Annotated in this window: 12 protein-coding genes; 3 read left to right on the top strand and 9 right to left on the bottom strand. The window is 73.7% G+C overall.

Annotated elements, in window-relative coordinates:
* The first annotated feature begins 15 nt into the window (after window positions 1-15).
* The gene (locus tag GC157_06660; GenBank protein MBI1377146.1) at window positions 16-846 is read left to right on the top strand and encodes a GNAT family N-acetyltransferase; all 831 of its coding nucleotides are present in this window, start codon (window positions 16-18) and stop codon (window positions 844-846) included.
* Window positions 847-856: 10 nt separating this feature from the next.
* Here GC157_06660 and GC157_06655 read toward each other — a convergent pair whose 3' ends face one another.
* The 5 genes from GC157_06655 to GC157_06635 all read right to left on the bottom strand — a co-directional run bounded on the left by GC157_06655 (window position 857) and on the right by GC157_06635 (window position 7984).
* Entirely contained in the window at window positions 857-3226 is a 2370-nt protein-coding gene (locus GC157_06655; protein MBI1377145.1) for an AAA family ATPase, read from the bottom strand.
* 82 nt (window positions 3227-3308) lie between these two features.
* Entirely contained in the window at window positions 3309-3971 is a 663-nt protein-coding gene (locus GC157_06650; protein MBI1377144.1) for a hypothetical protein, read from the bottom strand.
* A 128-nt stretch (window positions 3972-4099) separates the two neighbouring features.
* Entirely contained in the window at window positions 4100-5914 is a 1815-nt protein-coding gene (gene aspS / locus GC157_06645) for an aspartate--tRNA ligase (protein ID MBI1377143.1), read from the bottom strand.
* Window positions 5911-7278 (bottom strand): histidine--tRNA ligase, encoded by a 1368-nt coding sequence (locus tag GC157_06640; GenBank protein ID MBI1377142.1) that lies wholly within the window; start codon window positions 7276-7278, stop codon window positions 5911-5913. Before GC157_06640 ends, aspS begins: the two co-directional genes overlap by 4 nt.
* Before the next feature lies 1 nt (window position 7279).
* On the bottom strand, window positions 7280-7984 hold the full coding sequence (locus GC157_06635; protein ID MBI1377141.1) for an MBL fold metallo-hydrolase: 705 nt from the start codon (window positions 7982-7984) through the stop codon (window positions 7280-7282).
* A 156-nt stretch (window positions 7985-8140) separates the two neighbouring features.
* On the opposite strand from GC157_06635, the gene GC157_06630 reads away from it, so the two are divergent.
* Together GC157_06630 and GC157_06625 are read left to right on the top strand one after the other, a co-directional pair.
* Window positions 8141-9013: a peptidylprolyl isomerase gene (locus tag GC157_06630; GenBank protein ID MBI1377140.1), complete on the top strand. Its 873-nt coding sequence runs from the start codon at window positions 8141-8143 to the stop codon at window positions 9011-9013.
* Between the two features lie 836 nt (window positions 9014-9849).
* Window positions 9850-11037 carry a DUF349 domain-containing protein gene (locus GC157_06625; protein ID MBI1377139.1) on the top strand — a complete coding sequence of 396 codons (1188 nt, stop codon included), beginning with the start codon at window positions 9850-9852 and terminating at the stop codon, window positions 11035-11037.
* Between the two features lie 54 nt (window positions 11038-11091).
* Here GC157_06625 and GC157_06620 read toward each other — a convergent pair whose 3' ends face one another.
* The 4 genes from GC157_06620 to secD form a co-directional block, all read right to left on the bottom strand.
* Entirely contained in the window at window positions 11092-13260 is a 2169-nt protein-coding gene (locus tag GC157_06620) for a RelA/SpoT family protein (protein ID MBI1377138.1), read from the bottom strand.
* A gap of 269 nt (window positions 13261-13529) precedes the next feature.
* Window positions 13530-14066, bottom strand: a complete 537-nt coding sequence (locus GC157_06615) for an adenine phosphoribosyltransferase (protein ID MBI1377137.1) — start codon at window positions 14064-14066, stop codon at window positions 13530-13532.
* Window positions 14063-15241 (bottom strand): protein translocase subunit SecF, encoded by a 1179-nt coding sequence (gene secF, locus GC157_06610; GenBank protein ID MBI1377136.1) that lies wholly within the window; start codon window positions 15239-15241, stop codon window positions 14063-14065. The genes GC157_06615 and secF overlap by 4 nt, the downstream gene beginning before the upstream one ends.
* Window positions 15238-17046, bottom strand: a complete 1809-nt coding sequence (secD, locus tag GC157_06605) for a protein translocase subunit SecD (GenBank protein MBI1377135.1) — start codon at window positions 17044-17046, stop codon at window positions 15238-15240. The genes secF and secD overlap by 4 nt, the downstream gene beginning before the upstream one ends.
* Window positions 17047-17135 lie beyond the last annotated feature (89 nt).

The following is a 17135-nucleotide window of genomic DNA, read 5'->3' as shown; positions in this document are numbered from 1 at the left end:
TGCCAGGGTTGCCCCGTGCCAGCCGTCCCCGACGAGCGTCACCGCTCGCTGCTCGCCGAGCTCCGCGACGTCCTCCACGACGACCCCTTCGTCGTGCTCGACGTCGACCCCGCCACCATCGAACGGGTGGTCAGCGCCCCGGGCGAGGCCGCGGCCTGGCTGTCCGCGCACCCGGTCCGCGGCGTCCGGTGGCTCACCGCGCTCGCCCTCGACCCCGACTCGCGCACCGACATCGCCGCGGCCGTGGGGGCCGCCGTCCGCCTGGCCGGGCTGGTGGCCGAGGAGCTCGGCCCGGTGTCGGGCATCACCGTGTCGCGCGGCGGCCTCGAGCTGCTGCCCGAGCCGCTGCGGCCGGTGCGGCACTGGGAGTGGGACTACTGGTTCACCCGCCGCGAGCCCGACCCGCACGAGGCGCGCTCGGCCTACGGCGACGACCTCGAGGTGGTCGACCTCGCCCCGGACGACCCCCGCCTCGGCCCGCTGCTCGACCTCGCCTCCCCCGACGCCCCGCTGCGCCCCGGCGACGCGCGGGTGACGCGCTGGGCCGGCGTGGAGGACCCCGAGGGCGGGCTGCCCGACACCGGGGGCCTCGCGGCCCTGCTGGCGGTCACCACGCACCGCTCCGGCGCGGCGCACCTCAACGACGTCGCGACCCATCCGCAGCGGCGCGGGCGGCGCATCGCCCGGGCCCTCTGCGGCCGCGTGACGACCGACGCCCTGCGGGCGGGCAGCCCGGCGGTGACGCTCGGCATGTACGCCGAGAACGACGCCGCCCGGCGGGTCTACGACGCGCTCGGCTTCACCTGCGTGCGCGGGCAGTCCTCGGGCCCGCTGGCTCGCGACTGACCGGGGCCGGTCAGCCCTCGGGCGCCTCGGCCGACGCCGGCAGGCCCGCACCCGCGGGCGCGGCCGGCACCGCCGGGGCGGCCGTGCGGGCCGCGGCCAGCGGCTCCGGCAGGTCGGGCAGCGCCGGCGGCCGCTCGTGCACCACCTTGTGCGCCTCCACCGCCTGCCGGTGGTACTCCTCGAGCTGCGCGACGAACTCGGGCTCCACGTAGCCCCGGCCGTCCACGAGCGGGCCCTGGGTGCCCTCGATGACCGCGGCCACGTCCTCGCCGGAGAGCGTCTTGTGCGTCTCCAGGGCGTGGGTGACCGCGAGCACCTCGCGCCGGTTGGCGCGCAGCACCTCGACGGTGCGCTCGTAGAGCTCCTCGAGCTTGGCCTCGACCGCCCGCGCCGTCTCGCCCTCGAACGGCACGCCCTCCACGAGGGTGCCCACCGACGTGGCCAGCCCCGACTGGCTCAGCATGCCCGCGTTGAACGCCCGCAGGTTCGGACCCATCGCGTGCGAGAGGTAGGACCGGGTCACGATGCCCGTGGCTGCCGCCATGTCGCCGCCGACGCCCTGGGTGTGGTCGCCGTCGTAGAACATCCGCTCGCCGGCGAGCGAGGCGAGGAAGGTCATGACGTCGATGTCGATCTCGCTGCGCCACTTGACGAAGCGCTCCTCGATCGGGATCGGCTGCACGAACCCGCCGACGTCGCCGCGGCGCTCGATGGTCGCGGTGTCGATGAGGTTCTGGTGCTGGAGCCGGTACATCGTCACGGCGTGGCACGCCTCGTGGATCGCCAGCGAGTGCCGCTCGCGGTCGACGTAGTTGAAGCCGTCCGGGATCCCGTGCTCCTTCAGCGACTTGGCCTTGATCAGGTCCGAGTAGGTGACCGTGTCGCGGCCGTCGCGGATCGCGATGACCAGCGCCTCGTTGACCGAGTCCTTGATCGTGGCGCCCGTGGAGTACGGCGAGATCGTCGCGAGGGTCTCGATCTGCTCCTCGGTGACCTCGTGCTTCACCTTGTCGAGGTAGTTGCGGTAGGTGACGACGCGCCCCTCCTTGGACGGGTAGCCCATCCGGAAGATGCGGTCGATGCGCCCGGGCCGCAGCAGCGCGGGGTCGAGGGCGTCGGGCATGTTCGTCGCCATCATCACGAGGATGCGGTACTTCGGCGGCGGCTTGGGCCGCATGCCCAGCGTGCGGCGCACCACCCGGTTGACGAAGCCGCGCGGCTTCTTCAGGCCGGAGAGCTCGGTGAGCAGCGCCTGGAGCGTGCCCATGCCGCCCATGCCGCCGCCCGCGTTGGTGCCCGTCGGCACGAACAGCTGGCGCTGCGCGAGGTCGGAGGCGGCGAGGAACTGCCGGGTGGGCTCGGAGACGTAGTGGCGACCGTTGCAGGCGGGCCCGTGCAGCGCGTCGGACAGGGTGCGCTCGCGCTCGAGCTCGGCCCGCCGCGCCTGGCTCACGCCACCACCACGGCTGCCGAGGGTGTCGGCCTCGTCGAAGAACACGATGACGCCGCCGTAGCGCAGCGCCAGCTTGCGCAGCTTGCGGAACAGGCCCTTGACCTTGAGGACGCCCACCCCGAAGAACATGTTGATGAAGGCGCCCGGGTCGACGAACACGTAGGGCTTGCCGGTCTCGCCGGCGACCGCCTCGGCGAGCAGCGTCTTGCCGGTGCCCGGCGGGCCCCACAGCAGGATGCCGCCCGGCACGTAGCCCCCCTTGGCCTCGATCTCCTCGGGGTTCTCCATGAAGACGATGTTCTCCCGCACGCGCTCGACCACGCGGTCCTGGCCCCACACGTCGTCGAAGCGGGTCTTGACGTCGTCCGGGTAGTAGACGTCGACCCCGCCGCGGGAGAGGAACCAGAAGATGAGCGCGAACTGCGCGACCGCGATGAACAGGTAGATCGTGAGCTGGAGGATCAGCGGGAGCTGGCCGATGAACCACGCCGGCACCTGGAACAGGGCGAGGATCGGCGAGGTCTTGAACACCGCCGCGAGGACCATCGACACGATGGCCAGCCCCACCACCCACTTGACGACCCGGGCCACGCGGAAGCGGGTCCAGGCGCTGTAGCGGGCAGTGAACCGCTCGCTACGGCCGAAGACCCGCAGCCAGCCCTGGTGGTAGGCGGCGACGTGCTCGGCGAGCAGGAAGTGGATCTGGCGCAGCGCCTCGACCACGACGAGCACGAGCAGGATCTGGCCGAGGCCGGTCTGCGCGACGGTGCGCTCGGCCTCGGGGAAGGTCATCAGCGGGTTGCCCGACATCTGCGCCCAGATGAGCACCAGGAACGCCGCGACGAGGAAGACCAGGATCTTCACGCGGTCCCAGAACGCCAGCGGCTTGCGCGTGAGGTCGTCGGGGTTGTCGCGCCGGCCGTGCATGGGCGAGACCACCGGACCCACCTCGGGCTCGGGCAGGCCGCTCGCGCCGTGCTCCGCCGTGCGCGGGTCGACGTCGCTCTCGTCAGCCATGGCCGGCCTCCTGGATCGTGTACGACGAGGTCACGGCCTCGATCGCATCCTGGTTCTGGTCGTAGCAGGTGCTCGTGCAGCGGACCACCAGCAGGTAGACCGCATCCGTACCGTCGGACAGGTACGCCGTCTGGTCGATGGTCTCTTCGGGCTGTCCTGGTGACGGAGCGTAGGAGAACACCAGGTGGACGCCCTGGGCGCCGCCCTGGGCGACGTCCTGGTCGGTGCGGATCGTGACCCCGGAGCCTGCCGTCGACACCGGGACGAGCATGTCGCGCAGGGCGTCGCGGGTCGCCCCGGCCTGCTCCTCGGTGTACAGCGAGCGCAGGCTGGCGTAGACCACCGGGTGGTCCGGCGTGGTGCGCCCCAGCACGTGGTCGAGCGAGGGGTCCGCCGCGGCGTCGTAGGCCTCCTGCCAGGCGGTGGCCGACACGATCAGGCCCGGGTCGCCGCCGCCGGACCACTGCTTCTCCGCCGCAGCGATGGAGGCCGCGGGGAACTGGGTCCAGCCCTGCGGCACCTTGAAGTACACGGTGCCCGCCGGGACCGAGCCGGGCTGCTCGGCGGCGTACTGGAACTCCGGCGCGCCGCAGCCGGCGAGCACGAGCGCTGCGACGCCGGCCAGGGCCGCCCGGCGACGCGGGAGTCCGCTCACGGCACCCCCTCCGGTCGAGCGGTCGCGGACGTCGGGACCGTGCGCCACGGCCCCGTGGCGCACAGTATGCGGCCGCGAGCGCCGCCCAGCGCCCGAAGGGACCCGATTCGCCCCGGTTGAGGGTGGCGCTAGGCCGGGTCGACCGCCGCCTCGCCGGCGTCGCCCGTGGCCGCGCCGGCGTTCGCGTGGGCGGGCACGGCGTCGACGCCGGCCTCCTTGCGCTGCTCCGGGGTGATCGGCGCCGGCGCCGAGGTGAGCGGGTCGTAGCCGCCCCCGGTCTTGGGGAAGGCGATGACCTCGCGGATCGAGTCCGTGCCGGACAGCAGCGCGCAGATCCGGTCCCAGCCGAAGGCGATGCCGCCGTGCGGCGGCGGGCCGAACTGGAACGCGTCGAGCAGGAAGCCGAACTTCTCCTGCTGCTGCTCGCGGGTGAGCCCCATGATCTCGAAGACGCGCTGCTGGACCTCGCGCTGGTGGATACGGATCGACCCGCCGCCGATCTCGTTGCCGTTGCACACGAGGTCGTAGGCGTAGGCCAGCGCGGCGCCCGGGTCCTCCTCGAACCGGTCGACCCACTCGGGCTTGGGCGAGGTGAACGCGTGGTGCACCGCGGTCCAGGCCCCGGCGCCCACCGCGACGTCGCCGCTCTCCACCGCCTTGGTGGAGGGCTCGAACAGCGGGGCGTCGACGATCCACACGAACCGCCAGGCCGACTCGTCGATGAGGCCGAGCCGCCGGCCGATCTCGAGCCGGGCGGCGCCGAGCAGCGCCCGCGACGGCCCGGGCTCGCCGGCGGCGAAGAACACGCAGTCGCCCGGGGCGGCGCCCACGCGCTCGGCCAGGCCGGCGCGCTCGGCGTCGGCCAGGTTCTTGGCCACCGGGCCGCCGAGCTCGCCGTCGTCCTGCACCAGCACGTAGGCCAGGCCGCGCGCGCCGCGCTGCTTGGCCCAGTCCTGCCAGGCGTCGAGCTGCTTGCGGGGCTGGGACGCGCCGCCCGGCATGACCACGGCGCCGACGTAGGGCGCCTGGAACACCCGGAACGGGGTGTCGGCGAAGAAGTCGGTGCACTCCACGAGCTCCTGGCCGAAGCGCAGGTCCGGCTTGTCGTTGCCGAACCGCGCCATGGACTCGGCGTAGGTCATCCGCGGGATCGGCAGCGGGATCTCGTGGCCCACGAGCCGCCACAGCTCGGCCACGACCGCCTCGCCCACCTCGATCACGTCGTCCTGGTCGACGAAGGACATCTCGATGTCGAGCTGGGTGAACTCCGGCTGGCGGTCTGCCCGGAAGTCCTCGTCGCGGTAGCAGCGGGCGATCTGGAAGTAGCGCTCCATGCCCGCGACCATGAGCAGCTGCTTGAACAGCTGCGGGCTCTGCGGGAGCGCGTACCAGCTGCCCGGCTGGAGCCGCGCCGGCACGAGGAAGTCGCGCGCGCCCTCGGGGGTGGACCGGGTGAGGGTGGGCGTCTCGATCTCGACGAAGTCGCGCGCGTAGAGCACCTCGCGCGCGGCCCGGTTCACCTGGCTGCGCAGCCGGATCGCCGCACCCGGGGCGGGACGGCGCAGGTCGAGGTAGCGGTGGCGCAGCCTCGCCTCCTCCCCCACCTCGACGTGCTCGTCGATCGGGAAGGGCAGCGGCGCCGCGGTGCTGAGCACCTCGAGCTCGTCGGCGACCACCTCGATCTCACCGGTGGGCAGGTCGGGGTTGGCGTTGCCCTCGGGACGCACCGACACCGTGCCGGTGACCTTGACGCAGAACTCGTTGCGCAACGGGTGGGCGACCTCGGGGTCGCGCACGACCACCTGCACGACGCCGGACGCGTCGCGCAGGTCGAGGAACGCCACGCCGCCGTGGTCGCGACGACGCGCCACCCAGCCGGCCAGGGTGACGGACCCTCCGACGTGCTCCGTCCGGAGGCTCCCGGCGGTGTGCGTGCGGATCACGGGTGGTTCTCCTCGTCGTCGTGGCCGTGCTCGGGGTGGACCAGGTGGACGCTGGGGGCCAGGTCCTCGGCCGGGGGCCGCCAGTCCGCGGGGTCGGCGGGCACCTGGTCGCCGCTGCGGATGTCCTTGACGCTGTGCGCGCCCTCGGCGTCGACGAACCAGACGTAGGGGATCCCCCGCCGGTCCGCGTGCCGGATCTGCTTGCCGAACTTGTCGGCCCGTGGCGCGACCTCGGTGCTGATGCCGCGGGCGCGCAGCAGCGCGGCGACGGCGTCGGACGCCGGCCGCGAGGCCTCGTCGGAGACGGCGACCAGCACGCACGTGGGGACCGAGCGGCTCGCCGTCACCAGGCCGCGGCCGACCAGCACGCCCATCAGCCGGCTCACGCCCAGGGACATGCCGACGCCCGGGTAGGTGGTGCGCCCGTCGCTGGCGAGGGCGTCGTAGCGCCCGCCCGAGCACACCGAGCCGAAGGACTCGTAGCCGACGAGCTGCGTCTCGTAGACCGTGCCCGTGTAGTAGTCGAGGCCGCGCGCGATCTTGAGGTCGGCCATGAGGGCGCCCGGCATCTGCGCGTGAGCGGCCCCCACGACGGCGGCGAGCTCCGCGAGGCCCTCGTCGAGCAGCGGGTGCTCGACCCCGAGCGCCCGCACCTGGTCGGCGAACGAGGTGTCGGCGCTGCGCACCGAGGCCAGCCGCAGGCACAGCGCGGCCCCGTCCGCGGACAGGCCCGCCTCCGACTGCAGGAGCGCGGCGACCGCGTCCGGGCCGATCTTGTCGAGCTTGTCGATGGCGCGCAGGGCCGCGGCGGCGTCGCTCGCGCCCGCGCCCAGGAAGAAGCCCTCGGCCAGCTTGCGGTTGTTCACCAGGATCACCGCCGGCGGGCACGGCAGCTCGCGGAACACCTCGGCCATCACGAGGGCCACCTCCACCTCGTGGTGGAACGCGAGCGTGTCGCGCCCGACCACGTCGATGTCGGCCTGGGTGAACTCGCGGTAGCGGCCCTCCTGCGGCCGCTCGCCGCGCCAGGCCTTCTGCACCTGGTAGCGGCGGAACGGGAACTCGAGGTGGCCGGCGTTCTGGAGCACGTACCGGGCGAACGGCACGGTGAGGTCGAAGTGCAGCGCGAGCCCGGAGCCCTCGGCGTCGTCCTCGTCGGCGTGCAGCCGGCGCAGGACGTAGACCTCCTTGTCGATCTCGCCCTTGCGCAGCATCTGCTCCAGCGGCTCCACCGCGCGGGTCTCCAGCGAGGCGAAGCCGTGCAGCTCGAAGACGCGCCGCACGGTGTCGAGCACCGCCAGCTCGACGATGCGCTCGGCCGGCAGCCACTCCGGGAAGCCCGACAGGGCAGTGGGTCGGCTCATGTCACAGCCCCCGGGTCGGAGCAGGGGTTTCCGACAGCGCCGTGAGGAAGGGGTTGGCGGCCCGCTCCCGCCCGATGGTCGTGGTGCCGCCGTGCCCGGGCAGGACGACGGTGTCGTCGTCGAGCGGCAGCACCTTGGTCGCCAGGCTGCGCAGCATGGCGGCGTGGTCGCCGCCGGGCAGGTCCGTGCGGCCGATGGACCCCTCGAAGAGCACGTCGCCGGACAGCAGCAGCGGCGGGGTGCCGTCCTCGCCGGCGCGGCGGAACATCACCGAGCCGCGGGTGTGGCCCGGCGCGTGGTCCACCACCAGCGTGAGGCCGGCCAGCTCGAGGACGCCGCCGTCCTCGAGGGGGCGGACGTCGTCCGGCTCGCCGACGGGCAGCCTGCCGCCCATGGCGTCGACCATGGCCGAGGCCTGCGCGCTGAGCGACCCGAGCGGGTCGGTGAGCATGCCGCGGTCGTCGGGGTGCAGGTAGGCCGGGATGCCCCGGGCCCCGCACACGGGGACCACCGACCAGGTGTGGTCGAGGTGGCCGTGGGTGAGGAGCACCGCCATGGGAGCCAGCCCGTGCTCGCGGACCGCCTCCTCGATGCCCGGCGCGGAGTCCTTGCCCGGGTCGACCACCAGGCACTGCTCGCCGGGACCCGTGGCCACGACGTAGCAGTTCGTCCCCCAGGGACCCGCGGGGAAGCCGACGACGAGCACGGGGGCGGGCCTCCAGGCGACGGGGTGGGTGGGGCCGGGGCTCCCGCCCCGACCGCCAGAGCCTACCCGCCGCCCCGAGGGTGGTCCTGCGGGTAGTCGTCCCTACACTCGGCGCGGTGCGGACCTCCGCCGCAGACCAGACGGGAGCCTCGGGGCGTGGCCACCAGCAACAAGCGCGAGCGCGAGCTCGCCCGGCAGAAGTTCGAGCGCCAGCAGCGGCGCCGCATCGAGCGTGAGGCGGCACGACGCCGGCGCAACCGCGTGACCGCGGTGGTGGCCAGCCTCGTGGTGGTCGTGGGCGCCGTCGTGGCGATCCTGCTGACCGTCCGCGGCGGCGACCAGACGCCCGTGGCCTCGCCCACCGACTCGCCGACCCCCACCACCTCGGCGTCGGCCCCGCCCGCCGCGAGCCCCTCGGCGTCGGCGTCCCCGGCGCTCTCGCCCACCCCGGTGAAGGGCTGCACCACGGCCCCGACCCCCACCAAGAAGACCCAGACCTGGTCCGCGCCCGGCGGCAGCCCCCTGCCGACCGACAGCCCGACGTACTTCGCGATCAGCACCAACTGCGGCGAGATCGTCGTGCAGATGGACGCGAAGGCCGCGCCCAAGACCACGCAGTCGATGGCCTTCCTGGCCGGTCAGGGCTTCTACACCGACTCCGACTGCTTCCGGCTCACCACCAGCGGGCTGTTCGTGCTCCAGTGCGGCAGCCCCAGCAACGACGGGCAGGGCGGGCCTGGGTACCAGATCCCGGACGAGAACCTCCCGAAGTCGGGCACGAACAACTACCCCGCGGGCACCGTCGCCATGGCGAACTCCGGCCCGAACACGAACGGCAGCCAGTTCTTCATCGTGTACAAGGACACAACTCTGGGGCCGGACTACACGATCTGGGGCAAGGTGGTGTCCGGGCTCGACGTCGTCACCCGGGTCGCCTCCGCCGGAGACGCCTCCGGGACCGGCGACGGGGCCCCGAACCAGAAGATCGTCATCACGAAGGCATCGACCCGCACGACGCAGGCCGGCTGAGGAGTGAACCAGCGATGAGCGACCCCACGAGCGCGCCCGGAGACCCGGCAGCCCCGCACGACCCCGCCCTCGCCGGCGGGACGCCGTCGGGCCAGGGTGATCAGGCGTCCGCGGGCGTCCCCGAGGTCCCCGCCGGGCCGGACGGCCCCGCCGAGGCCCCCGCCGCTCCCGCTGCCGAGTCCCCCGCCGAGCCGTCCGGGCAGCAGGCCGCCCCCGCCGAGGAGGCCCCGACCCCCGCCGCCCCGGCCGAGGAGGCAGGCGCCGCGGAGGCTCCCGCACCCGAGGCCGCGGCCGAGTCGGGCGAGGCTGAGGCGGCCCCGGCGGAGGAGCCCGAGGCTCAAGGAGCCGAGGCTCCCGCAGCCGAGACTCCCGCAGCCGAGACTCCCGCAGCCGAGACTCCCGCAGCCGAGGCTCCCGCAGCCGAGGCTCCCGCAGCCGAGGCTCCCGCAGCGGACGCTCCGGCAGCAGACGCTCCTGCGGCCGAGGCCCCCGCAGCGGACGCTCCGGCAGCAGACGCCCCTGCGGCGGAGGCTCCCGCAGCGGACGCTCCTGCGGCCGAGGCCCCCGCAGCGGACGCTCCGGCGGCCGACGCCCCCGCGGCGGGCACCACCGCCCCGGCGCCCCAGCCCCCGGCGCCCCAGCCCCCGGCCCCGCGCCCAGGGCCCCGGCCCTCCCCCGCGGCCCTGGCCGGGCTCACCCGCCCCGCCCCGCCGCGCCCGGCGGCCCCGGAGAGCCCCGCGCCGGCGCCCGCCGCCGCCCCGGCGGCCGAGCCGGAGGAGTCGGTGCCGGCCCCCACCGACTCGCACACCTTCGGCCGGGTCGACGACGACGGCACGGTGCACGTCACGCTCGCCGACGGCTCCGAGCAGCCGGTGGGCCAGTGGGCCGCGGGCACCCCCACGGAGGGGCTGGCCTTCTTCGTCCGCAAGTACGACGACCTCTCCGTCGAGGTCGACCTCGCCACCCGGCGGCTGCGCGAGGGCAAGGCCACGCCCGAGCAGGCCGGCGCCGTGGTGAAGCGCGCGCGCGAGTCGCTCGAGTCCCCGTCGATGGTCGGCGACCTCGCCTCGCTCACCGCGCGCGTCGACGCCCTCGACGCCCTCGTGGGCGAGCGCCGGGCCGCCGCCGCCGAGCTCCGGGCCCAGGCCAAGGCGGCCGCGCTCGCGGCGCGGGAGGCGATCGTCGTCGAGGCGGAGGCGCTCGCGGAGTCCACCCAGTGGAAGTCCACGGGCGACCGGTTCAAGCAGCTGCTCGAGGACTGGAAGGCCGCCCCGCGCGCCGACCGTGCCGGGGAGCAGGCGCTGTGGAAGCGTTTCAGCCACGCGCGGTCCCAGTTCGACAAGCACCGCCGCCAGTACTTCGCCCGCCTCGACAGCGAGCGGTCGGAGGCCAAGCAGGTCAAGGAGGCGCTCGTCGCCGAGGCCGAGGCGCTGTCCTCCTCGACCGACTGGGGCGCCACCGCCGGGGCCTACCGCGACCTCATGGCGCGCTGGAAGGCGTCCGGTCGCGCCGGCAAGGCCGACGAGGACGCCCTGTGGTCGCGCTTCCGCGCCGCGCAGGACGCCTTCTTCGGCGCCCGCAACGCCGCCCTGGGCCAGCGCGACGCCGGCTACGCCGAGAACCTCGCGGCCAAGGAGGCGCTGCTCGCCGAGGCCGAGGCGATCGACACCCGCGACCTGCGCAGCGCGAAGGCGGCGCTGCGCTCGGTGCAGGAGCGCTGGGAGAAGATCGGCCACGTCCCACGCGGCGACAAGGATCGCGTCGAGGGCCGGCTGCGGCGGGTCGAGGAGGCGCTGCGCAGCGGCGAGCAGGACCAGTGGCGCCGCAGCAACCCCGAGGCCCGGGCCCGGGCCGAGGCGACGGTGGAGCAGTTCCAGGCCTCGCTCGACAAGCTGGTCAAGCAGCGCGACGCCGCCGCAGCAGCGGGCGACGCGCGCAAGGCCGCCGACGCCGAGGGCCGGATCGCCACCACCCGAGCCCTTCTCGAGGCGGCGCAGAAGGCCGCGCAGGAGTTCTCCGGCTGAGCGCAGGGTCGCAGGGCCGCGGTCCGGCGACGCGCGGACGCGGCCCGCGGCTGCTCAGACGCGGTAGACGTCGTAGACGCCCTCGACCCCGCGCACGGCCTTGAGCACCGAGCCCAGGTGGGTCGCGTCGGCCATCTCGAAGGTGAAGCGCGAGAGCGCGATGCGGTCGCGGGTGGTGCTGACCGAGGCCGACAGGATGTTCACGTGCTGGTCGGACAGCGCGCGCGTGACGTCGGAGAGCAGGCGCGAACGGTCCAGCGCCTCCACCTGGATGTTCACCAGGAACACGCTGGTGGCCTTGGGCGCCCACGTGACCGACACGATGCGGTCGGGCTCCTTGCGCAGCGACTCGACGTTGACGCAGTCGCGCCGGTGCACCGAGACGCCGTGCCCCCGGGTGACGAAGCCGATCACCTCGTCGCCCGGCACCGGCGTGCAGCAGCGCGCCAGCTTGACCCACACATCGTCGTCGCCGTCGACCACGATGCCGGGGTCGCCCGACGGCCGGGCCTTGCCCTGGGTGATGCGCTGCGGCGTGATGGCCTCGGCCAGGTCCTCCGTGGCGCCGTCCGCGCCGCCGTGCGCGGCCATGAGCCGCGAGACGACGCTGGCCGCCGACACGCGCCCCTCCCCCACGGCGATGTACAGGGCGGTCACGTCGGGGTAGTGCAGGTCGGCAAGCAGCCCCTGCAGGGCGCCCTCGGACAGCAGCCGGTGCAGCGGGAGCCCCGCCTTGCGCATCGCGCGGGTGAGCGACTCCTTGCCCGACTCGACGGCCTCCTCGCGCCGCTCCTTGGAGAACCAGGCCTTGATCTTCGAGCGGGCGCGCGGGCTCTGGACGAACTGGAGCCAGTCGCGGTTCGGTCCCGCGCTCTCGGACTTGGAGGTGAAGATCTCGACGACGTCGCCCGAGGTGAGCGAGGACTCCAGCGGCACCAGCTTGCCGTTGACCCGCGCCCCCACGGTGCGGTGCCCCACCTCGGTGTGCACGGCGTAGGCGAAGTCCACGGGCGTGGCGCCGCCGGGCAGCGCCACCACGTCGCCCTTGGGCGTGAACACGAAGACCTCGCTCGAGCCGAGGTCGTAGCGCAGCGCGTCGAGGAAGTCGTCCGGGTCGTCGGTCTCGCGCTGCCACTCCAGCAGCTGGCGCAGCCACCCGAGGTCGTCCGGCCCGCTCTTGCCCCCGACGTTGCCCTGCTTGTAGCGCCAGTGCGCGGCGACGCCGTACTCCGCGGCGCGGTGCATGTCCGTCGTGCGGATCTGCATCTCGACGGGCTTGCCGCCCGGCCCGATCACCGTCGTGTGCAGCGACTGGTACATGTTGAACTTGGGCATCGCGATGAAGTCCTTGAACCGGCCGGGGACCGGGTTCCACCGCGCGTGGATGACGCCGAGCACCGCGTAGCAGTCGCGCACCGACTCCACGAGGATCCGGATGCCCACCAGGTCGTAGATGTCGGCGAAGTCGCGGCCGCGCACGATCATCTTCTGGTACACGGAGTAGTAGTGCTTCGGCCGCCCGGTGACGGTGACCTTGGTGATCTTCGCCGTGTGCAGGTCGGCCTCGACGATCTTCTTGACCTCGGCGAGGTAGGAGTCGCGCTCCGGCGCCCGCTGCCCCACCAGGCGCACGATCTCGTCGTACATCTTCGGGTAGAGGGTGGCGAACGAGAGGTCCTCGAGCTCCCACTTCATGGTGTTCATGCCGAGGCGGTGGGCCAGCGGCGCGTAGATCTCGAGGGTCTCGCGGGCCTTCTGCTCCTGCTTCTCCGGCGGCATCCAGCGCAGCGTGCGCATGTTGTGCAGGCGGTCGGCGAGCTTGATCACGAGCACGCGGATGTCGCGGGCCATCGCGACGACCATCTTGCGCACCGTCTCGGCCGCGGTGGCCTGGCCGTACTTGACCTTGTCGAGCTTCGTGACGCCGTCGACGAGCGCCGCCACCTCGTCGCCGAAGTCCTCGCGCAGCGCGTCGAGGGAGTAGTCGGTGTCCTCGACCGTGTCGTGCAGCAGCGCGGCCGCGAGCGTGGGCGGGGTCATCCCGAGCTCGGCCAGGATCGTCGCCACCGCGAGCGGGTGGGTGATGTAGGGGTCGCCCGAGCGGCGGCGCTGGTCGCGGTGCAGGTAGGCGGCCCGCTCGTAGGCCGCCTCGAGGATCTTGACGTCGGCCTTGGGGTGGTACTGGCGCACCGTGCGCAGCAGCGGCTCGAGCTCTGGGTGCATGCTCTGCCGGCCGGACCCGCGCCGGGGGGCGATGCGCAGCAGCGAGCGGCGGCTCGTGGCCTCGACGGCCGGGGACGTGACGGGCGCGGGTGTCGGCGGGGCGGGCACCTCGGTGCCGGCCCCCCGGACGACGTCCTCTGCCACGTGGCCCCCTGGTCGGGTCGGGAGGTGTCCGAGTCTACGTTCGGACGACGCCGGTCACGCGCACGGCTCGGCCGCACGCCCGGCCGGCAGGCACGCGGAGGCGGGGCGGCACGTGCGGTGTCCGCTCAGAGCGTGCGCAGCGCGACCACGGGCAGGTCCCCCAGGGCGGCTCGGCCACCGAGCGCGGCGAGCTCGAGCAGCACCACCAGGGCCACCACCTCGGCCCCCGCGCTGCGCAAGAGCGCCGCCGAGGCGGCCGCGGTGCCGCCCGTGGCCAGCACGTCGTCGACCAGCACCACCCGGTGGCCCGCGGCCACGGCGTCCACCTGGATCTCGAGCGTGGCGCTGCCGTACTCGAGGTCGTAGGTCTCGGTGTGCACGTCGCCGGGCAGCTTGCCCTGCTTGCGCACCGGCACGAAGCCCACGCCGAGGTCGAGGGCCAGGGGTGCGCCGAGCACGAAGCCGCGCGCCTCGACGCCGGCCACGAGGTCCACCCCGCCGGCGCCCAGGCCGTCGAGGCCCTCGGCCATCGCGGCGCACAGGGTGCGCAGCCCGGCCGGGTCGGCCAGCAGCGGCGTGATGTCGCGGAACACGACGCCCGGCACGGGCCAGTCCGGGATGGACCTCACCCGCGCGTCGAGGAGGGCGTCGAGCTCGCTCACCGCTTGCGCTTGCGCTGGCTTCGGGTCTGGTTGCGCCGGGGCTGGGCCCGCGGGCCGGTCTGGGTCACGGGCGACGCCGTGAGGTCGTCGCGGGTGACCGTCGCGGGGCCGTCGGACTCGGCGTCCGACTCGACCTCGACGTCCTCGAGCACGGCGGTGGCCGTACCGCCGCCGCTGCGGCGCGACGAGCGGCGCGAGTCGCCGCCGGCACGCCGGGCGGCCACGCGGGCGGCCAGGGCCTTCATCTCCGGGCGCTGCTCCTGCAGCTGGCAGGCCACCGGCGTCGCGATGAAGATCGACGAGTAGGTGCCCGCGGCGGTGCCGACGAACAGGGCGAGCGCGAGGTCCTTGAGCGTGCCGGCGCCGAGCAGGCCCACGCCGATCACGAGGATCGCCGTGACCGGCAGCAGCGCGACCACGGAGGTGTTGATCGACCGCACCAGGGTCTGGTTGAGCGCCAGGTTCGCGGCCTCGCTGTAGGTGACCCGGTTGCCCGAGGTGATCGAGCGGGTGTTCTCCTTCACCTTGTCGAACACCACGACCGTGTCGTAGAGCGAGAAGCCCAGGATCGTGAGCACGCCGATCACGGTGGCCGGCGTGACCTCGAAGCCGGTCAGCGCGTAGATGCCGATCGTGATGACGAGGTCGTGCATCAGGGCGATCAGCGCCGCGACGGCGAGCCGCCACTCGAAGTAGGCGGACAGGAACACCACGACGAGCACCAGGAACACGATGAGGCCCTGGACCGCGCGTTTGGTGATCTCACCGCCCCAGCTGGGCCCGATCAGCTCGACACCGATGTCGCCCTGCGAGACCCCGAGGTCCTTCGCGAGCTGCTGGGTGACCGCCGCGGACTGCGTCGGCGTCAGCGGGATCGTCTGGATCTGGATCTTGTCGCTGCCGATCTGCGTGACGACGGCGTCCGAGGTTCCCGGCACGCCCGACGCCGCCACCGCCGCGCGCGCCTGCTCGACGGTCGCGGTGGTGGACGGGATCGTGAACTGCGAGCCGCCCTTGAACTCGATGCCGAGGTTGAGGCCGCGGCCGAAGAGCCCGATGAGCGCCAGGATCACGATGGCGCCGGAGATGGCGTACCAGCGACGGCGCTTGCCGACGAAGTCGTAGGAGACCTCGCCGCTGTAGAGGCGGTGACCGAGGCTGCCGATGCGGCTCATGACGGCTCCTTCACGGGTCGCGCGGCCACGGGGACCACCTCGGGCTTGACGCCCAGCCGGTCCGGCGACAGGCCGGTCCAGTGGCTCCCCGAGGTGAACCACGCCGTGCGCATCAGGATCGACACCAGCGGGCGCGTGAACAGGAACGCGACGGCGACGTCGACGAGCGTGGTGAGGCCCAGCGTGAAGGCGAAGCCGCGGACGCTGCCGACGGACAGGAAGTACAGGACGATCGCGGCGAGGAACGACACGAAGTCGGCCGCCAGGATCGTGCGCCGGGCCCGGATCCATCCGGCGTCGCCGGCCGCGCGCAGGCTGCGACCCTCGCGGATCTCGTCACGTATGCGTTCGAAGTACACGACGAACGAGTCGGCCGTGATGCCGATCGCGACGATCGCACCGGCCACGCCCGCCAGCGAGAGCGCGAAGCCCAGCTGGCGGCCCAGCACGACGAACAGCCCGTAGCTGATCGCGCCGGCCACGAGCAGCGACGCCACCGCGACCAGGCCGAGGGCGCGGTAGTAGATCACGAGGTAGATCACGACGAGGAGCAGGCCGAGGGCGCCGGCGATGAGACCGGCGTCGAGCTGGTCCTGGCCGAGCGTGGGCGAGATCTGCTCCACCGAGGACACCTCGAGGGTGACCGGCAGCGAGCCGTACTTGAGCACGTTGGCCAGCGCCTTGGCCTCGTCGGCGGTGAAGGAGCCGGTGATGACCGCGCTGCCGCCCAGGATGGCGCTGCTGACGTACGGCGAGGACTCGACCAGGCCGTCGAGCACGATGCCGAACTGGTTCTGCGGGGACGGCTTCTGGGCCAGCTGGCCGGTGACCGTCGCGAACTGCTCGGCGCCCGTGCTGGTGAAGGTCAGGTTGACCTCCCAGCCGCCGCCCCCCTGGGTGTTGATGCCGGCCGAGGCGCTGGCGATCTCGGTGCCCTGGACGGCGGCCTTGTCGAGCAGGTACTTGACCGCGCCGTCCTTGGAGCAGGTGACCAGGAACTTGTTCGGGTCGGCCGGGCCGCCCTTGGTGGCGCCGGTCTTGCTGCAGTCGAGGCTCTGGTAGGCCTGCTCGAGTTCGGCGTTGTTCTCCGAGGACTGGATCGGCGGCAGACCGTTCACCGACGTCACCGTGGCCGAGCCGCTGGCCGAGGGGCTGGGGCTGGCGGTCGTGCTGGGGCTCGCGCTGGGGCTGGCCGAGTTGGCCGTGCCAGCGCGCAGGGCCGCGGTGAGCGGCGCCCCGTTGCCCGACGCCGACGACGAGGCGGTGGCCGACGCGGTGGACGACGCCGTGGCGGAGGCGGTGGCCGACGACGAGGCAGTGGCGGACGGCGAGGCGCTCGGGGACGCCGTGCCGGAGCCGGTGGCCGACGGGGTGGGCGAGGCGGTGGGCGTCGGGGCGCCGGCGGCCTCCTCGAGCACGGGGCGGAAGTCCAGCTTCGCCGTCGTGGCCAGGGAGTCGAGGATCTGCTGGTTGGTGGTGCCGGGGATCGACACCAGGATGCTGGCGTTGGCGCCGCTGCCCTGGGTGGTCACCTCGGCCTCGGCGACGCCGAACCCGTCGACGCGCTGGCGGATGATCTCCACGGTCTGGTTGAGCTGGTCGTCGCTCACCGTGCCGTTCGTGCCCGGCTCCGGGACCGGCGTCAGGATGACCTGGGTGCCGCCGCGGAGGTCGAGGCCGAGCTTCGGCGTGTGCGACTCGCCGGGCCAGAACGTCCAGGCGCCGAGGAGGACGATGAAGGCCCCCAGGATCGCCAGCGTGCGGCCGGGCGCCGTGTGCCGCTGAGTCGGTGCTGCCACCGTCATGTCTCCCGTGCGTCCCGCGGAGGCGCGTCGCGCCCCCGGCGGGAACCTCTCGTGCCCGCCCTGCGCGGGACCTGCGGTGCCGGCCCCGG

It is taken from the genome of Frankiales bacterium, assembly GCA_016125335.1.
Classification (GTDB): Bacteria; Actinomycetota; Actinomycetes; order S36-B12; family CAIYMF01; genus Longivirga.
This window is presented reverse-complemented; position numbering and strand designations above follow the sequence as displayed.

Bases quoted from the DNA above. Each gene is read 5' to 3' on its own strand.
- GC157_06620 (MBI1377138.1), bottom strand. From the start codon at position 13,260: ATGCACCCAGAGCTCGAGCCGCTGCTGCGCACGGTGCGCCAGTACCAC.
- GC157_06640 (MBI1377142.1), bottom strand. From the start codon at position 7,278: ATGAGCCGACCCACTGCCCTGTCGGGCTTCCCGGAGTGGCTGCCGGCC.
- GC157_06655 (MBI1377145.1), bottom strand. From the start codon at position 3,226: ATGCACGGCCGGCGCGACAACCCCGACGACCTCACGCGCAAGCCGCTG.
- secF (MBI1377136.1), bottom strand. From the start codon at position 15,241: ATGAGCCGCATCGGCAGCCTCGGTCACCGCCTCTACAGCGGCGAGGTC.
- secD (MBI1377135.1), bottom strand. From the start codon at position 17,046: ATGACGGTGGCAGCACCGACTCAGCGGCACACGGCGCCCGGCCGCACG.